25 protein-coding genes are annotated in these 20,771 nt (G+C 66.1%); 15 read left to right on the forward strand and 10 right to left on the reverse strand.

The window, feature by feature from the left end:
* The first annotated feature begins 53 nt into the window (after positions 1-53).
* From WDM91_16550 to WDM91_16560, 3 genes are all read left to right on the forward strand, one after another.
* Positions 54-623: a hypothetical protein gene (locus WDM91_16550; GenBank protein ID MEI9996208.1), complete on the forward strand. Its 570-nt coding sequence runs from the start codon at positions 54-56 to the stop codon at positions 621-623.
* Between the two features lie 112 nt (positions 624-735).
* A complete protein-coding gene (locus tag WDM91_16555) occupies positions 736-1,224 on the forward strand; it encodes a PAS domain-containing protein (protein ID MEI9996209.1) in 489 nt (162 codons plus the stop codon).
* A 56-nt stretch (positions 1,225-1,280) separates the two neighbouring features.
* Positions 1,281-2,402 (forward strand): IS630 family transposase, encoded by a 1,122-nt coding sequence (locus tag WDM91_16560; GenBank protein ID MEI9996210.1) that lies wholly within the window; start codon positions 1,281-1,283, stop codon positions 2,400-2,402.
* Between the two features lie 69 nt (positions 2,403-2,471).
* On the opposite strand, the gene WDM91_16565 is transcribed toward WDM91_16560, so the two are convergent.
* The 3 genes from WDM91_16565 to WDM91_16575 form a co-directional block, all read right to left on the reverse strand.
* Positions 2,472-3,395, reverse strand: a complete 924-nt coding sequence (locus tag WDM91_16565; protein ID MEI9996211.1) for a glutathione S-transferase family protein — start codon at positions 3,393-3,395, stop codon at positions 2,472-2,474.
* A gap of 107 nt (positions 3,396-3,502) precedes the next feature.
* Complete coding sequence (locus WDM91_16570; protein ID MEI9996212.1) at positions 3,503-4,291, reverse strand: glutathione S-transferase family protein; 789 nt, start codon at positions 4,289-4,291, stop codon at positions 3,503-3,505.
* Positions 4,288-5,247 carry an MBL fold metallo-hydrolase gene (locus WDM91_16575; GenBank protein ID MEI9996213.1) on the reverse strand — a complete coding sequence of 320 codons (960 nt, stop codon included), beginning with the start codon at positions 5,245-5,247 and terminating at the stop codon, positions 4,288-4,290. Before WDM91_16575 ends, WDM91_16570 begins: the two co-directional genes overlap by 4 nt.
* An 86-nt stretch (positions 5,248-5,333) precedes the next feature.
* Here WDM91_16575 and WDM91_16580 point away from each other — a divergent pair, with 86 nt between their 5' ends.
* Positions 5,334-5,972: an HAD-IA family hydrolase gene (locus WDM91_16580; GenBank protein MEI9996214.1), complete on the forward strand. Its 639-nt coding sequence runs from the start codon at positions 5,334-5,336 to the stop codon at positions 5,970-5,972.
* Between the two features lie 225 nt (positions 5,973-6,197).
* Here WDM91_16580 and WDM91_16585 read toward each other — a convergent pair whose 3' ends face one another.
* Positions 6,198-6,953: a glutathione binding-like protein gene (locus WDM91_16585; GenBank protein ID MEI9996215.1), complete on the reverse strand. Its 756-nt coding sequence runs from the start codon at positions 6,951-6,953 to the stop codon at positions 6,198-6,200.
* 104 nt (positions 6,954-7,057) lie between these two features.
* Here WDM91_16585 and WDM91_16590 point away from each other — a divergent pair, with 104 nt between their 5' ends.
* Positions 7,058-7,564: a DUF1993 domain-containing protein gene (locus WDM91_16590; GenBank protein MEI9996216.1), complete on the forward strand. Its 507-nt coding sequence runs from the start codon at positions 7,058-7,060 to the stop codon at positions 7,562-7,564.
* Positions 7,565-7,599: 35 nt separating this feature from the next.
* Here WDM91_16590 and WDM91_16595 read toward each other — a convergent pair whose 3' ends face one another.
* From WDM91_16595 to irrA, 4 genes are all read right to left on the reverse strand, one after another.
* On the reverse strand, positions 7,600-8,193 hold the full coding sequence (locus WDM91_16595; GenBank protein ID MEI9996217.1) for a DUF3501 family protein: 594 nt from the start codon (positions 8,191-8,193) through the stop codon (positions 7,600-7,602).
* Entirely contained in the window at positions 8,193-9,554 is a 1,362-nt protein-coding gene (locus tag WDM91_16600) for a heterodisulfide reductase-related iron-sulfur binding cluster (protein MEI9996218.1), read from the reverse strand. The genes WDM91_16595 and WDM91_16600 overlap by 1 nt, the downstream gene beginning before the upstream one ends.
* A gap of 195 nt (positions 9,555-9,749) precedes the next feature.
* Positions 9,750-10,172 (reverse strand): rubrerythrin family protein, encoded by a 423-nt coding sequence (locus WDM91_16605; GenBank protein MEI9996219.1) that lies wholly within the window; start codon positions 10,170-10,172, stop codon positions 9,750-9,752.
* A 123-nt stretch (positions 10,173-10,295) separates the two neighbouring features.
* Complete coding sequence (gene irrA, locus WDM91_16610) at positions 10,296-10,682, reverse strand: iron response transcriptional regulator IrrA (protein MEI9996220.1); 387 nt, start codon at positions 10,680-10,682, stop codon at positions 10,296-10,298.
* A gap of 181 nt (positions 10,683-10,863) precedes the next feature.
* Between irrA and fabA the strand changes: the two genes are divergently transcribed.
* The 8 genes from fabA (at position 10,864) to WDM91_16650 (ending at position 16,441) form a co-directional block, all read left to right on the forward strand.
* On the forward strand, positions 10,864-11,427 hold the full coding sequence (gene fabA, locus WDM91_16615) for a 3-hydroxyacyl-[acyl-carrier-protein] dehydratase FabA (protein MEI9996221.1): 564 nt from the start codon (positions 10,864-10,866) through the stop codon (positions 11,425-11,427).
* A gap of 103 nt (positions 11,428-11,530) precedes the next feature.
* Complete coding sequence (gene fabB, locus WDM91_16620; GenBank protein ID MEI9996222.1) at positions 11,531-12,745, forward strand: beta-ketoacyl-ACP synthase I; 1,215 nt, start codon at positions 11,531-11,533, stop codon at positions 12,743-12,745.
* A gap of 135 nt (positions 12,746-12,880) precedes the next feature.
* Entirely contained in the window at positions 12,881-13,741 is an 861-nt protein-coding gene (fabI, locus tag WDM91_16625; protein MEI9996223.1) for an enoyl-ACP reductase FabI, read from the forward strand.
* Positions 13,722-14,324 (forward strand): DUF4893 domain-containing protein, encoded by a 603-nt coding sequence (locus WDM91_16630; GenBank protein MEI9996224.1) that lies wholly within the window; start codon positions 13,722-13,724, stop codon positions 14,322-14,324. Before fabI ends, WDM91_16630 begins: the two co-directional genes overlap by 20 nt.
* Positions 14,325-14,326: 2 nt before the next feature.
* On the forward strand, positions 14,327-14,791 hold the full coding sequence (locus WDM91_16635; protein MEI9996225.1) for a GNAT family protein: 465 nt from the start codon (positions 14,327-14,329) through the stop codon (positions 14,789-14,791).
* Between the two features lie 185 nt (positions 14,792-14,976).
* Positions 14,977-15,231, forward strand: a complete 255-nt coding sequence (locus WDM91_16640; GenBank protein MEI9996226.1) for a YjhX family toxin — start codon at positions 14,977-14,979, stop codon at positions 15,229-15,231.
* A 9-nt stretch (positions 15,232-15,240) separates the two neighbouring features.
* On the forward strand, positions 15,241-16,062 hold the full coding sequence (locus WDM91_16645) for a methyltransferase domain-containing protein (protein ID MEI9996227.1): 822 nt from the start codon (positions 15,241-15,243) through the stop codon (positions 16,060-16,062).
* 1 nt (position 16,063) lies between these two features.
* Positions 16,064-16,441: a VOC family protein gene (locus tag WDM91_16650; protein MEI9996228.1), complete on the forward strand. Its 378-nt coding sequence runs from the start codon at positions 16,064-16,066 to the stop codon at positions 16,439-16,441.
* Positions 16,442-16,524: 83 nt separating this feature from the next.
* On the opposite strand, the gene WDM91_16655 is transcribed toward WDM91_16650, so the two are convergent.
* Together WDM91_16655 and carA are read right to left on the reverse strand one after the other, a co-directional pair.
* Positions 16,525-16,860 carry a cupin domain-containing protein gene (locus WDM91_16655; protein MEI9996229.1) on the reverse strand — a complete coding sequence of 112 codons (336 nt, stop codon included), beginning with the start codon at positions 16,858-16,860 and terminating at the stop codon, positions 16,525-16,527.
* A gap of 3 nt (positions 16,861-16,863) precedes the next feature.
* Positions 16,864-18,030 (reverse strand): glutamine-hydrolyzing carbamoyl-phosphate synthase small subunit, encoded by a 1,167-nt coding sequence (gene carA, locus WDM91_16660; GenBank protein ID MEI9996230.1) that lies wholly within the window; start codon positions 18,028-18,030, stop codon positions 16,864-16,866.
* A gap of 149 nt (positions 18,031-18,179) precedes the next feature.
* Between carA and WDM91_16665 the strand changes: the two genes are divergently transcribed.
* Both WDM91_16665 and dnaG read left to right on the forward strand, forming a co-directional pair.
* Positions 18,180-18,644 carry a GatB/YqeY domain-containing protein gene (locus WDM91_16665; protein MEI9996231.1) on the forward strand — a complete coding sequence of 155 codons (465 nt, stop codon included), beginning with the start codon at positions 18,180-18,182 and terminating at the stop codon, positions 18,642-18,644.
* Between the two features lie 211 nt (positions 18,645-18,855).
* Positions 18,856-20,715, forward strand: a complete 1,860-nt coding sequence (gene dnaG / locus WDM91_16670; protein MEI9996232.1) for a DNA primase — start codon at positions 18,856-18,858, stop codon at positions 20,713-20,715.
* Positions 20,716-20,771 lie beyond the last annotated feature (56 nt).

Raw genomic sequence — 20,771 nt, forward strand, 5'->3', positions numbered from 1 at the left:
TCCGCAGCCTTGCGGAGCGGGCGGTTGCGCGCAAGCCCGCCCGGCTTAACCGGATGTTGACCGAAAAATCCGATAGTCCGGCGATGCCCTCCGCCGCTGCCGCGATCGGCGCCTTCAACCAGCGGGCGAAAGTCCGCGGCTGGCCTTTTGTCTGCGCCCCGGCGCAGGATTTCGCGCATCCCGAACTCGATGCCGTATGCCAGCTATGGCGGGACAAGGCGCAGGCCCGCGCCATGCCCTGCCGCGCCGACCTGACCGCCCGTGCGATGAAACCCTGGATGACCCATATGACGTTGCTCGAGCGGGTGACCGAATCGGCCGACCACCGCCGCTATCGCGTGCGCCTGCATGGCACGGCGCTGGCGCGCTACGGCGGCGACAGCTCGGGGAAATTTCTCGACGAACGGGTCCATCCCGATCGCCTGGCCGGCTTCGTCGCGGTTTACGATCTGCTGCTCGCGATCCGCCGGCCATTGCGCGTGGTGACCCACTATCAGGCCCCGGAAATCGCCTATCTGATCGGCGAAAGCTTCCTGGCGCCCTTGGAATTGCCGGGCGCGGCCGAGCCGTTGATCCTGTCCGTCACCTATGCCGAGCCGCGCAGGGAACTCGACGACCGTTAAAGTTCCTTCCAATTCGTTAATGGTTTGGCGAGAGGGGTGGGTACAACCTGGGCCGGCCATGAATGATGTAGCGAAGCGGCTCAACGCGATGTCCGAACGAGAAGGCTGGTCCATGCGAGCGGACATGGACCTCGATTTCCGTCAACCCGAACTCAGTGCACTGCGGACGATCTGGGAAGAGAAGGCGAAGGCGGCGGGCGGGCTTCCAGCCCGCGCGGACTTCGATGCGCGGGCGCTCAAGCCCTTCCTGCGCCATGTCTCGATCGTGGAGCGCGCCACCAACGCCATCGGCCGGCCGAGCTATCGCTTCCGCTTCTACGGCAGCGCGCTGGCCCAGCGCTTCGGCGAGCAGACCGGCCAGTTCCTCGAGATGTCGATCCCACCCGACCGCATGCCGCGCTGGATCGCGGCCTATGACGCGGTGCTCGACGCCGGCGCGCCGATGCGCATGCTGAGCTATTTCACCATTCCCCGGGTCTCCTACCTCAACGGCGAAAGCTTCTCGGCCCCGCTCTCGAATGGCGGGCGCAAGCCGAACACGATCCTCGCCTGCACCTATTTCACGCCCAAGCCGGCGCTCGCCGTGGCACAGAGCGCCTAGTGTCCTGATCGAGAAGTTTCTGAGATCATGTCTGAGTGATTCGGAGGGCATGATGGATGGGCAAGCCTGCACCCGCGATTGAGTTGAGCGCGCCGGAACGGCGAGAGCTTGAGGGATTGGCGCGGCGGCGCAAGACGGGACAGGGACTGGCGCGTCGTGCGCAAATTGTCCTGATGGCGGCGGACGGAGTTGAGAACCAAGTCATCGCGGAGCGGCTTGGGGCGAGCCAGAACACGGTGGGATCGTGGCGTCGGCGCTATGCGGCCAAGCGCCTGGAGGGGCTTTACGACGAGCCGCGTCCGGGCGCACCGCGCCAGATCGGTGACGACGAGATTGCCGAGACGATCCGTCTGACGCTGGAGGCGGCACCGGCGAACGCGACCCATTGGAGCTTGCGCTCGATGGCGCGGGCGGTTGGTCATGCGCCCTCGACGATCCACCGCATCTGGCAGGCCTTCGGTCTTCAGCCGCACCGCAGCGAGACCTTCAAGCTCTCCGGCGACCCGCTGTTTGTGGAGAAGGTTCGCGACATCGTCGGCCTTTATCTCGCTCCGCCGGAGCGGGCGCTGGTTCTGTGCGTCGACGAGAAGAGCCAAATCCAGGCGCTGGATCGCACGCAACCCTTGCTGCCGATGCGGCCCGGACAAGCCGAGCGGCGCAGTCACGACTATACCCGCCACGGAACCTTGTCGCTGTTCGCGGCCCTCGATACGGCAAGCGGAACGGTGATCGGCAAATGCTTCGCGCGCCATCGCGGCAGCGAGTTCTTGAAGTTCCTGCGCGAGATCGAGGCCAATGTCCCGGACGATCTCGACATCCACCTGGTGATGGACAACTACGCCACGCACAAGACGCCGGCGATCCGCCGCTGGCTGGCCAAGCGTGTGCGCTGGCATGTCCACTTCACGCCCACTTCCGCCTCTTGGATCAATCAGGTCGAACGCTTCTTCGCCGATCTGAGCGAACGCAAAATCCGCCGTGGCGCCCACCGCTCGACGCGCCAGCTCGAAGCCGCGATCCGCGACTACATCAAATGCGTCAACGACGACCCAAAGCCCTTCCGGTGGACAAAGACCGCAGACGACATCCTGGCCTCCATCAAGCGCTTCTGTCTCGCAACCCTGAAGATCGCCAACTACCAAGCCAAAAACGCTAGAACTTCTGAATCAGGACACTAGAGTCCGTTGCTTTCAAGTTGATGCAAGCCATGACAAGCTTTTGGTGACTCCATCTGATCACAACAGACTCTAGGCGCTCATCACCACGAAGCCCGCGCGCGGAAAGTGCACCACGACCTCGCCGACGGCCGGGTCGCTGCGCCGGACCGCGATCTCATGCGCATCGGCGAACACCAGCGTGCCGGCGACCGGATCGCGGCCGTAATCGTCCGCCGCCACCGTCACCCTGTCGCCCGGCCTGCGGCCGTTCGGATCGTGCGGATCGGCCGCGTCCTGCGCCGTCGCGGTCGCGGCCTTCGCCACCGCCAGCGCCTCGCCCGGCATCATGGCGCTGGAGGGGCCGTGCCCGATGGCGCGCATGCGTGCGTACCATGCCTGCACCTGCGCGAACTCGGCGACGGTCTCCTGCGCCTTGTGCGGCAGGGCGTTGGCGACGAACCACGGATTCATGAAGGCGTGGATGTCGGCCAGCCCGGCCTGCGCCCCGCCCCAGAACGGCCGCCCGTCGGAGAGCTGGTCTTCGAGGAAGCGCAGATGCGCCCGGTATTGGTCGCGCATGAACGGCACGGCGCGCTTGAGCGCCTCCGACGAGAAGCCGCCGCCGCTCAGCGCGACGCGGTCCTTCTTGAAATCCTCCGGCACCCTGTCGCCGATCTCGCCGAAGATGATCGCGACCGCCGCCTGGAACACCTGCCGGTCGGCCCAGAAGCCGAGCCCGTAAGGCGCGCCCTTGTTCTGCGGCGACAGGCTGGGCGCGGGGAAGCGCCGCTCGAGCTCGCGCAGGATGATCTGGCTGTCGCAGAACACGTCCGCGCCGATCTGCATCACCGGGATCCGGCGATAGCCGCCGGTCAGCGGGATGAGATCGGGCTTGGGCATGATCACCGGCTGGATCACCGAGCGCCAGGACAGCCCCTTGATCCCGAACGCGACGCGCACCTTCTCGGAGAACGGCGAGTTGGGATAGTTGTGCAGGATGATCTCGTCGGTCATTCAATATTCCTTTTCACCGAAACCCGTCACCGCCCGGCTTGTCCGGGCGATCCATTTTCCGCGATCCGAATTGGATCACCGCATGTGCGGGTGATGACGGCTAAGGACTAGGAGAGTTCATTCGAGAACCGGATGTTGTTCTTCTTCATCCCTTCCAGCACCACGTCGATGCCGCCCGAGCGGATCATCCATTCCAGGCGATGGTCGCGATATTCGCGCTTGAACATCCCGCTCTGCACCGCGCCGGCGACCAGCGCCATGTTCGCGATCACCTCCGCCGCCGCCTTGGAGGCTTTCTGCACCGACGGCCGGCCATTGGCGCGCTCCAGCCACTGGCTGAGCGCGGAGCCCTTGTCGGGCGCGAAGCCGCTGCCCAGCGCGCCGTTCAGATAGGGCACGACCGACAGATCGGCCCAGCCGAAGCTCTCGCCGTTGAACCAGGTCTTGCCGTCCAGATGGCGCGACAGCCAGGCATAGATGCCGCGCGCCTGCATCGCGGCCTTGGCCTCGATGGTCCGCGCCCGCTCGCCCTCGGCCCGCTTGAACCAGCGGATCTCGCCCATGCCCCAGTTGATCGGCTCGAAATGCGTGTCCATCACGTCTTCGATGGTGCGCGCGGTGGCGCGCGCCGCCGGCGTCCGGGGCAGCAGCGCGGGCGTCGGCCATTTGTCCTCGATATATTCGAGGATGATGGTGGAATCGAAGATCCGCGTCTCGCCGTCGATCAGCGCCGGCACCTCGCCGCGCGGATTGGCCTTGAGGAATTCGGTGTCAGGCTGGCCGCTGCCGATCGCGCTGGGCATCTTGGCGTCGTAGGGCACGCCCTTCTCGTCGAGCGCGATCTTGACCTTCTGGGCGTAAGGGCTCAGCGGATGCTCGTAGACGATGACGGTCATCTCTTGTCCTTCCACAATTGCGCCATCCAGCCGAACAGCGTGGCGGCGTCGGACGGCACGTCCTTGGCGCCGAATTCGCGATAGAGCGTGGCGGTATTGACCGCGATGCGCTCGGCATCGCCCCAGCCGGCGAAATCGTCGAGCGCGATGGAGCGCGCCGCCTCCAGCGCGCCCAGCCCCGCGTCGTAGCGCGCCCGCGCCGCGTCGCGGACGTGCACGAGATAGTCCTTCACGCGTGCGACGCCGCGCTGGTCGGTCACCGGCCCATGGCCCGGCACGATGGTCTCGACGTCCATCGCCGCGATCGTTTCGCAGGCCGCGATCCAGTTCCCCACCGGCCCGGCCCACAGGATCGGATGGCCGCCGATGAACAGGATGTCGCCGGTGAACAGCGTCCTGTCGTCCGGCACATGGACCAGCGCGTCGCCGCCGGTATGCGCCGGCCCCACCTCGATCAGCTCGACGCGCTTGGCGCCGACCATCCGCGACAGGCGGCCGGTGAAGGTCGTGTCCGGCGCCCGCACCGAACACCGCTCGAAATCGAAATCGCCGAAGCAATGGACGAGATATTCGCCGGTCACGCCCAGCCCCGGCGCCGCCGTCATGAACTGCGCGAGACCCTTGGGCGTCTCGTGCTTCATCGCCTCCGCCGCGCCGACGGTCGCGATGATCTCGCAGTCGCCGACGCAGCCATTGCCGTAGCAGTGATCGCCATTGTGATGTGTGTTGACCAGCGTGCCGATCTTCGCGTCGCTGACGCGCGCGAAGCCGTCCAGCATGGCGCGGGTATGCGCATCGTCGAACATCGTGTCGATCAGCAGCGCCTCGCCGCCATCCGTCACCAGTCCGGCATTGGAGAAGCCCCAGCCGCCGTCCGGCTGCAGGTAAGCGAAACAGCCATTGCCGAAGCCGGCGACGCCGGGCTCGTACGAGGCCTTGCGGAATTGAAGCGCCATCCCTCACCTATTGTCGCGGTCTGCTGCCGGAGCTTGACCGATTAGGGCGCGGCCTGCTTTTTGAAGCAAGCGAATTGAGGACGGACATGATCGAAGCGGTGATCTGGGATTTCGGCGGCGTCTTCACGACCTCGCCCTTCGAGGCCTTCGCACGTTACGAAGCGGAACGCGGCATCCCGGTCGGCACGATCCGCAAGATCAACTCGGCCAACCACGAAACCAATGCCTGGGCCCAGTTCGAGCAGTCCAAGGTCGATATCGACGGCTTCGACAAGCTTTTCGCTGCGGAGGCGGCGGTGCTCGGCCACACCATTCCCGGCCGCGACGTCCTTCCGCTGCTGGCGGGGGACTTTCGGCCGGAGGTGATCGAAGCGTTGCGCCGCGTCCGCGCCGCGGGCCTCAAGACCGGCTGCATCACCAACAACATGCCGCACAACGCGACCGGCGGAACCGCGGCGGGCCGCACCCTCTATGCCCGCGAGATCATGGAGATGTTCGACGTGGTGATCGAAAGCGCCAAGCTCGGCATCCGCAAGCCGAACCCCAGGATCTACGAGCTGATGTGCGAGCAGCTCGGCGTGAAGCCCGCCGCCTGCGTCTTCCTCGACGACCTCGGCGGCAACCTCAAGCCCGCCCGCGCCATGGGCATGACGACGATCAAGGTCGAAAGCGGCGCCCAGGCCATTGCGGAGCTCGAAGCGGCGACGGGGCTGAAACTTTCTTAACTCAAGCACCACTGTCATCCCCGGCTGAGCGATGCGCAGCATCGCGAAGGGACCCCGTAGCGACAGCGTACGGGGACCCAGGCGGGAAGTCCCGTCGCGGCGACCGGCACCTGGGTCCCCTTCCCCTCGCAACGCTATCGCGTTGCTCGGCCGGGGATGACAAGTGGTGCTCACATCCGATGCGCGATGCCGATGTATCGCTTGGCCGGATGCCGGGCGGTCAATTCATGCAAGCGCCCTACCCCAGGCCGCCGGTATCTTCGTCGCGCGCTGGTTGGTCAGCAGCTTCGCCCGGCGCGCCTTTTCCTCATCCGACAGCGTGTTGGGGTCCTCGGCGGCGTCGGGCGGCAACGCGGCTTCCATCGCCGCCTTCACCGCCGGGCGCGCCTCCACGCGCTCCATCCAGCGCTTCACATTGGGGAATTCGTCGAGGTCGATCTTGCGCAGCTTGTAGCCCGACGCCCAGGGATAGCAGATCATGTCGGCGATCGTGTATTCGCCGGCCGCCAGCCACTCCTTGTTGTGCAGCCCCAGATTCATCACGCCGTAGAGCCGATGCACCTCGTCGGAGAACCGCGTGACGGCATAGGTCAGGTCGCCGTTCGCCGCGTTCTGCGAGGCGCGGGCGAAATGCCCCTGCTCGCCGAATTTCGGGCCCTGGTTTCCCATCTGCCACATCACCCATTGGATGACGTCGTATTTCTTCGCCGTGTCCTGCGGGAAGAAGCGGCCTTCGCGCTCGGCGACATACATCATGATCGCGCCCGATTCGAAGATGCGGATCGGCGCGCCGCCGCCCTTCGGCGCGGTATCGACCAGCGCCGGCATGCGGTTGTTCGGCGAGAATTTGAGGAATTCGGAATCGAACTGGTCGCCGCGTCCGATATTGACCGGCTTGATCGTGTGCGCCACGCCGAGCTCTTCGAGCAGGATGGTGACCTTCTTCCCGTTCGGCGTCGGCCAATAATAGAGTTCAAGCATGCTGTCCTCCTGTTGCGATCCGGCGCGAAGCATAGCATGACGCTGCACGCGGCAGCCGCCAATCTCGCGCAACGCTGCCATCGCAAACACGACAGGAAGCGCCAATGACCATTTCGATGTATCGGGTATCGGTCCCGGTCTTTACACGCCATCTCACGGCGCTCGCCGCCGTGCTCGACAAGGCCGCCGCGTTCGCGGAGGCGAAGAAGTTCGACCAGGCCGTGCTGCTCGGCACGCGGCTCTATCCCGACATGTTTCCGCTCGCGGTCCAGGTCGGCCAGGTCTGCGCCCATGCGGCGCGGGGCGTCGCCCAGCTTGCCGGCCTGCCGCAGCCCGAATTCGGCGCGGCCGAGACCACCATCGCCGCGCTGAAGGAGCGGGTGACGAAGACGCTCGATTTCGTGAAGAGCGCGACGCCGGCACAGATCGACGGCACCGACGACAAGGACATCGTGCTCAAATTCGGCAGCCGCGAGATGCCGTTCAAGGGCGAGCAATTCCTGCTCGGCTTCACCCTGCCGAACTTCTTCTTCCACCACACGACGGCCTACGACATCCTGCGCAGCCTCGGCCTGGAGATCGGCAAGCGCGACTTCATGGGCGCGGCATAGCGCTTCCACCTCATCCGCTGCGGGGAAGACGATGACTAAGAAAAATCGTCCGCCAGCGCGTCGCGCACCGCGGCCGGCATCACCGCCATGTGGCCGTAATTGGGATGGCTCATCCCGATCACCACCGGCTCGTGCCCGGCGCGGAACGCGGCGACCTGCGCCGGCGTGAAGACGAAGCGCAGCCAGTGCACCGAGGAGGTCTTGCCGTCCGCCGTGGTGCGGTCTTCATAATCGGTCGGCGTGCCCTTGATCCGTTCCTTGCCGACGTCGAGAAAGACGCTGTCCTCGACATGGCCGAGCTTCTTGAGCTCGCGGTCGCGGCGGTCGGCATCCTCGATCTCGATCATCATGGTCGCGATCAGCTCCGAGCCTTGCGGGATCAGCGGATTATAGGCTTCGAGCTCGCCCGCGATCTGCTCGGCGCCGCCCTTCTCGATGCGCAGCATCTCCTGCACCTGCAGCCACATCGACTGGTAGTTCTCGAAATAGAGCGTCGCATAGGGCCCGACCTCGATGCGCCGGTTCTTCTTCGCCGCGATGGACGCGGCGCGCAGTTCCGTGCGCTGCGCATTGTACTGGGCGTCGGGCAGGATATCGGCGGCGGTGATCTTGCGTTCGGCGAGCGACATCAGGCGGACTCCAATCCATAGGCGCGTGCGAGGATCTGGATCGGATGTTCGGGCTCGCGCACCTTCGCCGGCTTTCCGTCCCGCTCCGCCATTTCGCCCACCTGCTGCACGATATGCTGCGCCGCCAGCGGGCAGTCGCTGACGATATGGCCGCGCCCTTGGCTGCTCGCGGTGCGGAACACCGGCCGGCCCACCTTCACCGCCAGCTCGTGCGTCGGCTTGACCACGCCGAAGGTCCCGCCATGGCCGGAACAGCGCTCGATCACGTCGACCGGCGTGTTGGGGATCAGCCGCAGCATCTCCGCCGCCTTCGGCCCCATGTTCTGCGCCCGCGCATGGCAGGCCAGGTGCACCGTCACGCCTTCGGGCAGGCCGGTCATCCCTTCGGGGAGGCCCTCCTTCTTCGCGATGTCGACGACATATTCGTCGATGTCGAAGGTCGCTTTCGCCACGCGCTGCACATCTTCGTTTTCAGGAACGATCAATGGCCATTCGAATTTCAGCATCAGCCCGCAGGAGGCGGTGAGCGCGACGATGTCGTAGCCCTCGTCGATCAGCTTGACCAATTCCTTGGAGACCTTGGCCGCATTGCTTGCGACGCGCGCCAGCTCGGCCTGCTCCAGGAACGGCATGCCGCAGCAGCCGGGATAGGCCACCCTGGTCTCGACGCCCAGATGGTTGAGCACCGCGCGCGCCGCCAGTCCGGTGGCGGGCTTGTTGTAGTTCACGAAGCAGGTGGCATAGAGCGCCGCCTTGCGTCTGCCATAGGCCGGCGCTGCGCCGTTCGCCTGCACCGGATCGCGGCGATCCGCCGCCACGAAGGTGCGGCTGTGGAATTTTGGCAGTTCCGCGGTGCGGTCGATGCCCGCCACCGCCTCCATCGCCGGCCGCGTCAAGCCATTGCCCTTGGCCGAGGCCCAGTTGACCACCGGCGCGGCGAAGCGCGCCGCGGTGCCGTTGCGGTCCATTTCCGCGAGCTGCTTCTGGGTGAAGCTCGTCTTGCCCTGGCGCTGCTCGACCGCGCGGGCGCGCAGGATCAGGTGCGGGAAATCGAGCTGGAATTCATGCGGCGGCACATAGGGGCACTTCGTCATGAAGCACATGTCGCACAGCGTGCAGGCCTCCACGACGCCCGCGAAGTCCTCCGACGCCACGGCTTCGAGCTCTTCGGTCGGGCTGTTGTCGATCAGGTCGAACAGCCGCGGAAAGGAATCGCACAGGTTGAAGCAGCGCCGGCAGCCGTGACAGATGTCGAAGACGCGGCGCATCTCCTTGTCGAGCGCCTGCGCGTCGTAGAACGCCTCGTCGCGCCAGGCGATGGGATGACGGGTGGGCGCTTCGAGGCTGCCTTCGCGGGACATTACAAACCCTTGTCATCCCCGGCGAGCCGCGCGCAGCGCGGCGAGGGAAGGGGACCCAGGTGGTGAAACAGGCAAGGTATGAAGGGGTTCGCATAAGGGGCGCGAACCTCTCCGCAATCGAATCCGTCATCCCGGCCTGGGTCCCCTTCCCCTCGCGGCGCTGGTGCGCCGCTCGGCCGGGGATGACAGCTTTGCTTACTTCCCCAGCGAGTCGAGCGCCTTCTGGAAGCGGCCCGCATGGCTCTTCTCGGCCTTGGCCAGGGTCTCGAACCAGTCGGCGATCTCGTCGAAGCCTTCGCCGCGCGCGGTCTTGGCCATGCCCGGATACATGTCGGTGTATTCGTGCGTCTCGCCCGCGATCGAGGCCTTGAGGTTCAGGTCGGTGGCGCCGATCGGCTCGCCGGTCGCCGGATCGCCGACGGCTTCGAGATATTCGAGATGGCCGTGCGCGTGGCCGGTCTCGCCTTCCGCGGTCGAGCGGAACACGGCGGAGACGTCGTTGAAGCCTTCGACATCGGCCTTCTGGGCGAAATAGAGGTAGCGGCGGTTGGCCTGGCTTTCGCCGGCGAACGCGTCACGCAGATTCTGGGCAGTCTTGGAGCCTTTGAGGTCGGCCATGCGTCTTCTCCTTGCACTGGAAAAACATCTTTTCCGCGCCGGAGAAGACAGCGTTAAGCGTGGCCTGTCAATAGATTAGAACGGTTCTAAAGAGTTTGAGAGTCGTTCGCAGGAAGCCGTGCTTCAGGCGCGCTTAACGCGCACCACGACATCGATCCGGTCCACCGCCATGCCGGGGGGCGGCTCGGGAACGCCCGCGACCGCGATGTGCTCGCCGGGGATATCGATCAGCGTGCCGTCGTCCTCGACGAAGAAATGCTGGTGATCGCCGGTATTGGTGTCGAAATAGGACCGCGCGGCATCGACCACGACCTCGCGCAGCAGTCCGGCTTCGGTGAATTGATGCAGCGTGTTGTAGACAGTGGCCAGCGAAACCTGGACCCCGGCGGCCGTGGCGTCGCCATGGAGCGATTCGGCGGTCATGTGCCGGTGGCCCTCCGCGAAGAGCAGGCCGACCAGCTCCACCCGCTGCCGCGTCGGGCGCAATCCGGCGGCGCGCAAGCGCTCCACCGCTTCATCTCCCGTTTCGCGAACCTTTTTTCCCATAACGGGTTATCGACTCCAGACCGCTGACACTCGGGCGGCAACTTTGCTATTCTAATTCCGATGGAACATTCGTTAGAACGTTTCTAACATACAAATCGGCCGAAAGCCCCCTCTCTGTCAAGGGCCGGCCCAAAAGGACCAGGACGTGGACAAGCCCAATCCCGCACGCAAATCTTCCTTCGACATGGCCGGCCTCCTGGCCTGCGCCCGTGGCGAATTGTTCGGACCGGGCAATGCGCGTCTGCCGCTGCCGCCGATGCTGATGTTCGACCGCATCACCAGGATCACCGACAATGGCGGCGCGACGGGCAAGGGCGAAGTCGAGGCCGAGCTCGACGTCAATCCGAACCTCTGGTTCTTCAAATGCCATTTCCAGGACGATCCGGTGATGCCGGGCTGCCTCGGGCTGGACGCGCTGTGGCAGATGGTGGGCTTCTTCCTCGGCTGGATGGGCGGCATCGGCAAGGGCCGCGCCCTCGGCGTGGGCGAGGTGAAGTTCACCGGCATGGTGCTGCCCACCGCCAAGAAGATCACCTATTATGTCGAGCTCAAGCGCGTGATCATGCGCAAGCTGGTGATGGGCGTCGCGGACGGCATCATGAAGGTCGACGGCAAGGTCGTGTATGAAGTGAAGGACATGAAGGTCGGGCTGTTCAGCGACGCGGTCGCGGCGCTGCAAGGCGCCGGCGCGCAGACCGTCACGGCCTGAACGACTCTGTCACGCCCGCATGGGCGGACATCTTCCAATTGCCGCCCTGCTGCGGGGTCGATAGCGACAGCGTGGCGACGGGCGGCACAGCAGAGCGGCAATCATGAGAAGAGTCGTCGTCACGGGGATGGGCATCGTCTCATCCATCGGCAACAACACCCAGGAGGTCGTCGCCTCGCTGCGCGAGGCTAGGTCCGGCATCGTCGCGGCGGACGACTATATCCGCCTCGGCTTCCGCTCGCAGGTCCATGGCAGCCTCAAGATCGATCTCGACGCGGCGGTCGACCGCCGCGCCCGCCGCTTCCAGGGCGACGGCGCCGGCTATTGCTGGGTCGCGATGACCCAGGCCATCGCCGATGCCGGGCTGGAGGAGAAAGACGTCTCCAACCCGCGCACCGGCTTGATCGTCGGCACGGGCGGCCCTTCGACCAAGGCCATCGTCGCCGCCGCCGACATCACCCGCGCGAACAACAGCCCCAAGCGCATCGGGCCGTTCGCGGTGCCCAAGGCGATGTCGTCGACCGCTTCCGCCAATCTCTCGACCTGGTTCAAGACCAAGGGCGTGAACTACTCGATCTCCTCGGCCTGCTCCACCTCGGCGAACTGCATCGGCAACGCCTATGAGATGATCCAGTGGGGCAAGCAGGACGTGATGTTCGCCGGCGGCGGCGAGGAGCTCGACTGGACGCTCTCCGAATTGTTCGACGCGATGGGCGCGATGTCGTCCAAGTTCAACGCGACGCCGCAAAAGGCCAGCCGCGCCTATGACAAGAACCGCGACGGCTTTGTCATCTCCGGCGGCGGCGGCATCCTGATCCTCGAAGAGCTCGAGCACGCCAAGGCGCGCGGCGCCAATATCTATGCCGAGATGGTCGGCTATGGCGCCACCGCCGACGGCGCCGACATGGTGGCGCCCAGCGGCGAAGGCGCGGTGCGCTGCATGCAGATGGCGATCGAGAATGTGAGGGCGCCGATCGACTACATCAACCCGCATGCCACCTCGACGCCGGTCGGCGACATCCCGGAGATCAACGCGATCCGCGAGGTCTTCGGCGACAAGATGCCTCCGATCAGCGCCACCAAGTCGCTCACCGGCCACAGCCAGGGCGCCGCCGGCGTGCACGAGGCGATCTACACCCTGCTGATGATGCAGTCGGGCTTCATCTGCGAAAGCGCCAATATCGAGGAGATCGATCCGGCCGTGGCGGGCGCGAACATCGTGCGCGCGCGGATCGACGACGCCAGGATCGAAACGGCGCTCTCCAATTCGTTCGGCTTCGGCGGCACCAACGCCTCGCTGGTGTTCCAGCGGGTTTGATGCTTCGGGGCTTCGCTGCGCGGAGCCCTTCGGCGTGACGCATAGGGGCAAGCGAGTACAGGACTTGCATCGGACAACCGGCCCCATGCCGGCTGTCCCGATACGGAACAGACCCAGCAAAGGGCAGGGATAAAAATGGCGGACGGCAAATTGATGCAAGGCAAGCGCGGCCTGGTGATGGGGGTCGCCAACGACCACTCCATCGCCTGGGGGATCGCGCGCGTGCTCGCCGCCCAGGGGGCGGAGATCGCCTTCACCTATCAGGGCGACGCCCAGGCCAAGCGGCTGCGTCCCCTCGCCCAATCGATCGGCTCGCAGATCGTGATGGCCGCCGACGTCGAGAACGACGCAGAGCTCGACGCGGTGTTCGACCGCCTCAAGACCCATTGGGGCAGCCTCGATTTCGTGGTCCATGCCGTCGCCTTCTCCGACCGCGACGAGCTCAAGGGCCGCTATGTCGACACCTCGCGCGCCAATTTCTGCAAGACGCTGTCGATCTCCTGCTATTCCTTCACCGCGGTGGCGCAGCGCGCCGCGCGGATGATGAACAAGGGCGGCGCGATGGTGACGCTGACCTATCTGGGCGCCAGCCGCGTCATGCCCAACTACAACGTGATGGGCGTCGCCAAGGCCGCGCTCGAGGCCTCGGTCCGCTATCTCGCCGCCGATCTCGGCCGCGATGCGATCCGCGTCAACGCGATCAGCGCCGGCCCGATGCGCACCCTGGCCGGCTCCGCGGTGGGCGACGCGCGCATGGTGTTCAAGTGGAACCGCAGCCATGCGCCGCTCAAGAAGAGCGTCGAGCTCGACCATGTCGGCGGTGCCGCGCTCTATCTGCTGAGCGAATTGTCGGGCGGCGTCACCGGCGAGGTGCATTTCGTCGACGCCGGGTTCAACGTCGTCGGCATGCCGCCGACGGCCGACCTCAAGGGCTGGACTCCGTCGGAGATCGACGCGGGCGAAGGAAGCAAAAACGATGCGCGCGAACCCGTCTAAACTCATTCTCGCCGCGGCTGCCTTCGCGCTCTGCGCGACCGCCGCCGCCGCCGGCTGGCAGGACGTCGCCAGCCAGGCCGACCAGCAGCGTCTCGCGCAACTGGCCGACGCCAAGCAGAAGGGTCTTGCCGAGGCGCATGCCGGCACCGGCTCGGGCGACGCCTCCGCCATCGACTCCGCGCTCGGCCCCGCCAGCCATGCGCCGTCGCCCGGCGCGATCACCGGCGCATGGCGCTGCCGCACCATCAAGCTCGGCGGCATCACGCCCTATGTCGTCTATTCCTGGTTCAACTGCCGCATCGCGAACCGTGGCGGCGCCCTGTTCTTCGAGAAGACCAGCGGCAGCCAGCACACCAACGGCTTCCTCTATCCGGCCGATGGCGGACTGGTTTATCTCGGGGCTTCCTCGGTGATCGGCGAGCCGCCGCATGCCTATTCGGGCAATGGTGCCAGCGCCGGGGCGGGTGCGACACCCGACGACCAGATCGGCATCCTGACCGCGATCGGCGCCAATCATCTGCGCCTCGAGATGCCGTTCCCCGTGCAGGAATCCACCTTCGACGTGATCGAGCTCAAGCGCTGAGCATGGTTCGATTGCGCGTCGCGACGCCGGACGACGTCCCGTTCATCCTGGCGACCGAGCGCGGCGAGGGCTACGAGGCGCTCGTCGGCCGGTTCGAAGAAGCGGAGCATCGCGCCAATCTCGCCGACGACAACTGGCTCTATTTCATCGGCCTCGACGACGCCGGCACGGACCAAGGCTTCGCCATCCTCCAGGACCGCAACAGCGGCGACGGCAGCGAATTCTTGCGCCGCATCGCGGTGGTGCATGCCGGGCAGGGCTTCGGCCGTCCCTTCCTGTCCGCCCTCATTGACTGGGCCTTCGCGAACGGCAATGTGGCGCGCGTCCGGCTCCACGTCCACAAGACCAATCTGCGCGCCCGCCATGTCTACACATCGCTGGGGTTCGTCGAAGTCGCGCAGGAGCCGGGCGGCGACGCCCGGTCCGTCAGCATGTCGCTCGCCAAGCCGGACTGGCGCGCGCGTTGACAGCCGCGGCGGCGCTGCTTAAATCGCAGCCGTCGCACCGCCCCATCAGAGGGTTTATGCAAGAGATTGTCACCATCGCCTGATCGCCCGCATCCGTTGCGGGCATGAGACACGCGTTCCGCGAGGGCAGGCGTTCGCCTGTACGCCGCGGCACGTGGAGTATCGCGCGATGAGAGACTTATCCCTTGAACATCTCGAAACTGGAGCAGCGCGTGCTGCACTGCCTCGCGCAGGGCGGCCGCATTCAACACACCTGGTCTGAAAACCGCATCGTCGACGTCGATTGCTGGAACCGCGACGGCCACCGCCTCGCGGACTGCACGCTCGATCTCTTCAAGAAGCTGAAGCGGCGCGGCCTGATCTACAGCCATGGCGGCGCGCCCTATCGCATCTCGCGATTGGGGCTCGCCTCCGTCCGCGCCCAACTCGACAACCGCTAGGAGCAACCCATGACATTCGAAGCTCTCAAGACCCGCCTCGCCAAGCCGCGCTTTCCGCGCGCGGCGCACTATGACCTCGCGCTCGTCCTCGACTGCGTCATGGGGCCGAATGTGCTGTGGCTCGCCGAATATCTCGCGCAGGCGATGCCGCTGGCGCCCGGCATGCGCGTGCTCGACCTGGGCTGCGGCAAGGCGCTGAGCTCCATCTTCCTGGCGAAGGAGTTCGGGGCGCAGGTCACCGCCGCCGACCTGTGGATCAAGCCCGCCGAGAATCTCGTCCGCATCGAAGCGGCGGGGCTCGCCGGTCGCATCTTGCCGGTGCATGCCGAAGCGCATGCGCTGCCTTTCGCGCCCGGCCAGTTCGACGCCATCGTCAGTCTCGACGCCTATCAGTATTTCGGCACCGACGATCTCTATCTCGGCACCATCGCGCAATTCCTCAAGCCGGGCGGCCGCCTGGGCATCGTCGTGCCGGGCCTGCGGCATGAGATCGACGCGGTGCCGGCGCATCTGAAGCCGTGGTGGGAGTGGGATTTCTGCTGCTTCCATTCGCCGGCCTGGTGGCGCCACCACTGGGCCAGGACCGGCCTCGTGACGGTCGAGCACGCCGATTGGATGGAGGATGGCCACGCGCTGTGGCTCGATTGGTACCGTGCCGCCTTGCCATATCTGCAAGGCTTCCATGCCAAGTCATCCGCCGACGGAATCGCTATGCTGGAGGCCGATACAGACAAGCTCTACGGCTTCGTCCGCGCCGTCGCGCGCAAGGGCGAGGCGGCGTGGATCACCGGCGACGCGATCGCGGAGCAACTCGCCGAACAGGGAGGATGACATGCGTCTCAACCAGGTGACCGTCCCGGCGCTCGATGTCGCCGCGTCGATCGCGTTCTACAGGACGCTCGGCCTGCGCCTGATCGTGGAGTCGCCGCACTATGCCCGCTTCGAGCTGCCGGACGGCGAAGCCACCTTCTCGATCCATCTGGTCACGGATGCCGGCCGCGCCGCGGAGGGCGCCGGCATCTATTTCGAATGCGAGGATCTCGACGCCCGCGTTGCCGCGCTGAAGGCCAAAGGCGTCGTGTTCGACAGCGATCCCGTCGATCAGAGCTGGCTGTGGCGTGAAGCGTGGTTCACCGATCCGGCGGGCGTGAAGCTCTGTCTCTACAAAGCCGGCGAAGCCCGACGCTATCCGCCTTGGCGGGTGGGATAGATCTGTGCGCGATTGGCGTCACCTGACCATGACACCTATTTTCGTTATTGAGTCCGGACCCAGGCGGCCTTGCAGTCGCGGTCTTACGCCGCCGTCCCGCCCTCGGGCCCGAAGAACAGCACCCAGGCCTTGAAGTCGGCGGAGAAGCTCGCGAAGCGGTGCGGCACGCCGGCCGGCACGAACAGCACGTCGCCCGCGTCGAAGCGCACCGTCTCGCCACCGCGCTTGAAGATGCCTTGCCCGGCCTGGACGACATAGAGCTCGTCGCGCTTGTGCGCCGCCTGGCTGTCCTGGTCCTGCGGCACGAACAGCAGCAGGTTCGCATCGCCATGCTGGAACAGCGCCACCGAGGCCTGGCCCGAGGCGGCCAGTTTGCTCGCCGAAGCGACGAGATCGATCTTCAGCGGCGGATTGCTCATGGCCTATTTCTTCCCTGCCTTCGCCGCGGCGGCGAAGCGCTCGAACAGGTAGTGGCTGTCCATCGGTCCCGGCGACGCCTCGGGATGATACTGTACGCCGAACACCGGCCGGCTCTCGAGCGCGATGCCGCAATTGCTGCCGTCGAACAGCGAGACATGCGTCTCCTTCACGCCCTCGGGCAGGCTGTCGCGGTCGACCGTGAAGCCGTGGTTCATCGAGACGATCTCGACCTTGCCGGTCTCCAGGTCCTTCACCGGATGGTTGGCGCCGTGATGGCCCTGGCCCATCTTGCGCGTCTGCCCGCCCAGCGCGAGGCCGAGCATCTGGTGCCCGAGACAGATGCCGAAGGTCGGCACGCCGGCGGCGATCACGCCCTGGATGGTGGAGATCGCGTACGTCCCCGTCGCGGCCGGATCGCCCGGCCCGTTGGAGAGCAGCACGCCGTCCGGTTGGTGGCGCAGGACCTCGGCGAGATCGGCCTGCGCCGGCACCACCGTGATGTCGGCGCCGAGGCCGGCCAGGATGCGCAGCATGTTCCGCTTCACCCCGAAATCGACCACCGTGACGCGCCAGCTCGGCGCCGGCAGCTCGCCATAGCCCGCATTCCACGCCCACGGCATCTCGCGCCACTTGTAGGTCTGCCGCGACGAGACATCCTTGGCGAGGTCGAGCCCGACCAGTCCGGGAAATCCTTGCGCTGCCGCCAGTCCCGCCGCCCTGTCGCCGCGCGTGATCGCGCCGTGCGGCATGCCCTTCTCGCGGATCCGATTGGTCAGCGCCCGCGTATCGATGCCGGCGAGGCCCGGGATGTTGTTCTTCTTCAGCCAGGCATCGAGCTGGCTGAGCGCGCGGTAATTGGAAGGCTGCTCCGCGTCGGCGCGCACGATGACGCCGCGCACCACCGGATTGAGCGACTCGATGTCTTCGAGATTGGTGCCGACGATCCCGATATGAGGAAAGGTGAAGCAGACGATCTGCCCGGCATAGGATGGATCGGTGAGGATCTCCTGATAGCCGGTCATCGCGGTGTTGAAGCAGACCTCGCCGATCCCGTCCGCCGCCGCGCCGAAGGCCTGGCCCTCGAACACCGTGCCGTCGGCCAATACCAGCCGGCCGCGCGAAATTTCCACCGCCGGTCGGGCGGCGAGAGCGGGGCTGGCATCGGGCATGGGGAGGTCCGGTTCGATTTGCCGGAAAATAGGGATGGGGTCCGCGAGGGTCAAGCTTTTGCGACGGCTATTTTGTCTTGGAGTTTCAATCGGTTGGCAAAGTGCCGCGATTTGACTAGATTGGCGCTCTCCACCTCGGGACGGAACCCATGGGCTTGCGCGAGCAGATCAACGATTCGCTGAAAGACGCGATGAAGGCGAAGGACAGCAAGCGGGTCGGCACGCTGCGCCTGATCAACGCCGCGCTGAAGGACCGCGACATCGCCGCCCGCACCGCGGACAGCCGCGAATTGCTGGGCGACGACGAGATCCTTTCGCTCATGGCCAAGATGATCAAGCAGCGCGAGGATTCGATCGCCGCCTATGACGCCGGCAATCGGCCCGAGCTGGCGCAAGGCGAGCGCGACGAGATCGCGGTGATCCGCGAATTCATGCCCAAGCAGATGAATCCCGAAGAGGCCAAGGCGGCGATCGCCGCCGTCATCGGCGAGATCGGCGCCGCCTCGATCAAGGACATGGGCAAGGTGATGGCGGCGCTCAAGGAGCGTTACGCCGGCCAGATGGATTTCGGCCGCGCCAGCGGCGCGGTGAAAGACGCGCTGACGCCGAAGTAAGCACTAGCTTGTCATCCCCGGCGAACGTGCGGCGAAAGCCGTGCGTTCGGGAAGGGGACCCAGGTGGATCGGCCGGACTCGATCCAACCGCCTGGGTTCCCTTCCCCTCGCCGCGCTGCGCACGGCTCGGCCGGGAATGACAGCTGGGGATTCTCGGCGACCTCCGCTCAAAGAGGTACGGAATTCGTACGTCTCCGCGTACACTCCCCCCATGCGTTTCGGCCCCCACCTGCTCGAAGAGATCCTGCGCCGCACCGATATCGTGCAGCTCGTCGGCCGCCGGGTGAAGCTGACCCGCAAGGGCCGCACCATGTGGGGCTGCTGTCCTTTCCATGCCGAGAAATCGCCGAGCTTCAAGGTCGAGAACGAGCGGCGGACCTACAAATGCTTCGGTTGCGGCAAGGGCGGCAACGCCTTCCAATGGCTGATCGAGACCGAGGGCCTCTCCTTCCCCGAGGCCGTCGAGCGTCTCGCCGGCGAGGCGGGCGTCGAGCTGCCCAAATGGACGCCGGAAGAAGAGGCGCGCGAGGACAAGAAGAAATCGCTCTACGACGTGATCGACGCGGCCTGCGTCTTCTTCGAGGACCAGTTGCGCGGCCCCGCCGGCGCCGAGGCGCGCGACTATCTGCGCGGCCGCGGTCTCAATGGCGACGTCGCGAAGAGATTCCGCCTCGGCTACGCCCCGAACGGCAGCAATGCGCTGATCGAGCATCTGAAGACGAAGAATATCACGGTGGACGACATGGTCGCCGCCGGCGTGGTGCGTCCGGCGGCGGACGGCCGCAGCCCGCGCGATTTCTTCTACGACCGGCTGATGTTCCCCATCGGCGACAGCCGCGGCCGCATCATCGCGTTCGGCGGCCGTGGCCTCAAACCCGACGCCAAGCCGAAATACATCAACACCGGCGAGACCTCGCTCTTCTCCAAGGGACAGGAGCTCTACAATTTCGCCGCCGCCCGCCCGGCCGCGATGAAGGCGCAGAGCATCGTCGTCGCCGAAGGCTATATGGACGTCATCGCGCTGGTGCGCGCGGGGTTCGACCACGCCGTGGCACCGCTCGGCACCGCCCTGACCGAGGATCAGCTCCATCTTCTCTGGCGCACCGCGCCGGAACCGATCCTGGCGTTCGACGGCGACGATGCCGGGCTGCGCGCCGCCCAGCGCGCCGCGCGGCTGGCCCTGCCGCATCTGAAGGCCGGCTTTTCGCTGCGCTTCGCCTTCCTGCCGACCGGCGAGGATCCCGACAGTTTCCTGCGCAGCAACGGCCCCGCCGCGCTGCGCAAGGTCCTCGACGAGGCGCTGCCGCTCTCCCAGGTGCTGTGGCGGGTGGAGACCGAGGGCAAGGACTTCTCCACCCCCGAACGCCGCGCCGGTCTGGAACGCGCCTTGGGCGAGATCGTGGCGGCGATCGACGACGGCAAGATCGCCGACTATTACCGCCGTGACTTCGACCAGAAGGTGTTCGACGCCTTCAAGCGCCGCCCTGCGTCCCCCAAACGCGAATGGCAGCCGAACCCGCGCGGCGGCAAGCCTTGGCGCCCGGGCGACCGTCCGCGCCTGCCGTCCGGCCTCGGCGAGACGGTCTCGCCGGCGGTGAAGGCCAGCCTGCTGGCCCGGTCGGGCCGGTCCGGCGCCCGCCGCATGAAAGAGGCCGAGATCGCCCGCCTGATCCTAGCCCTACCCGATCTGGGGCAGCGGCACGGGGAATTGCTTGCCGAACTGCCCTTTTCCGACGCGCAACTTGACTCATTGCGGCAGGAGCTTCTAAACCTCGCCGCCTCCGGCTCCAGCCTTGAAAAACAGGGGTTTGAGAACCATCTGCATCGTCTGGGTCACTCCGATCTCGTCGCGCGCCTCAAGGGACGGGCAGGAACGGAACCCGCGGACTTGACGGACGGCGATGCCGAGGACCTCGAAGCCCGCTTTCTCCAGGCAGCCAGCGATCTTCGCGAAATGGCCGAACACGCCCCGGAGCGTGCCCGCGCCATGGAGCGTTTCAAGACCGAGGGCACGGAGGAAAGCTGGAACGAGGCCGAAAGGCTGTTGGGCCGGCATGACGGCGGGTCCTGAGGCGCGTGGCCTCAGCGAAAAAGGCGATTCACCGGCCTCTATATAGGGGCCCTTTT

Source organism: Rhizomicrobium sp. (assembly GCA_037200385.1).
Classification (GTDB): Bacteria; Pseudomonadota; Alphaproteobacteria; order Micropepsales; family Micropepsaceae; genus Rhizomicrobium.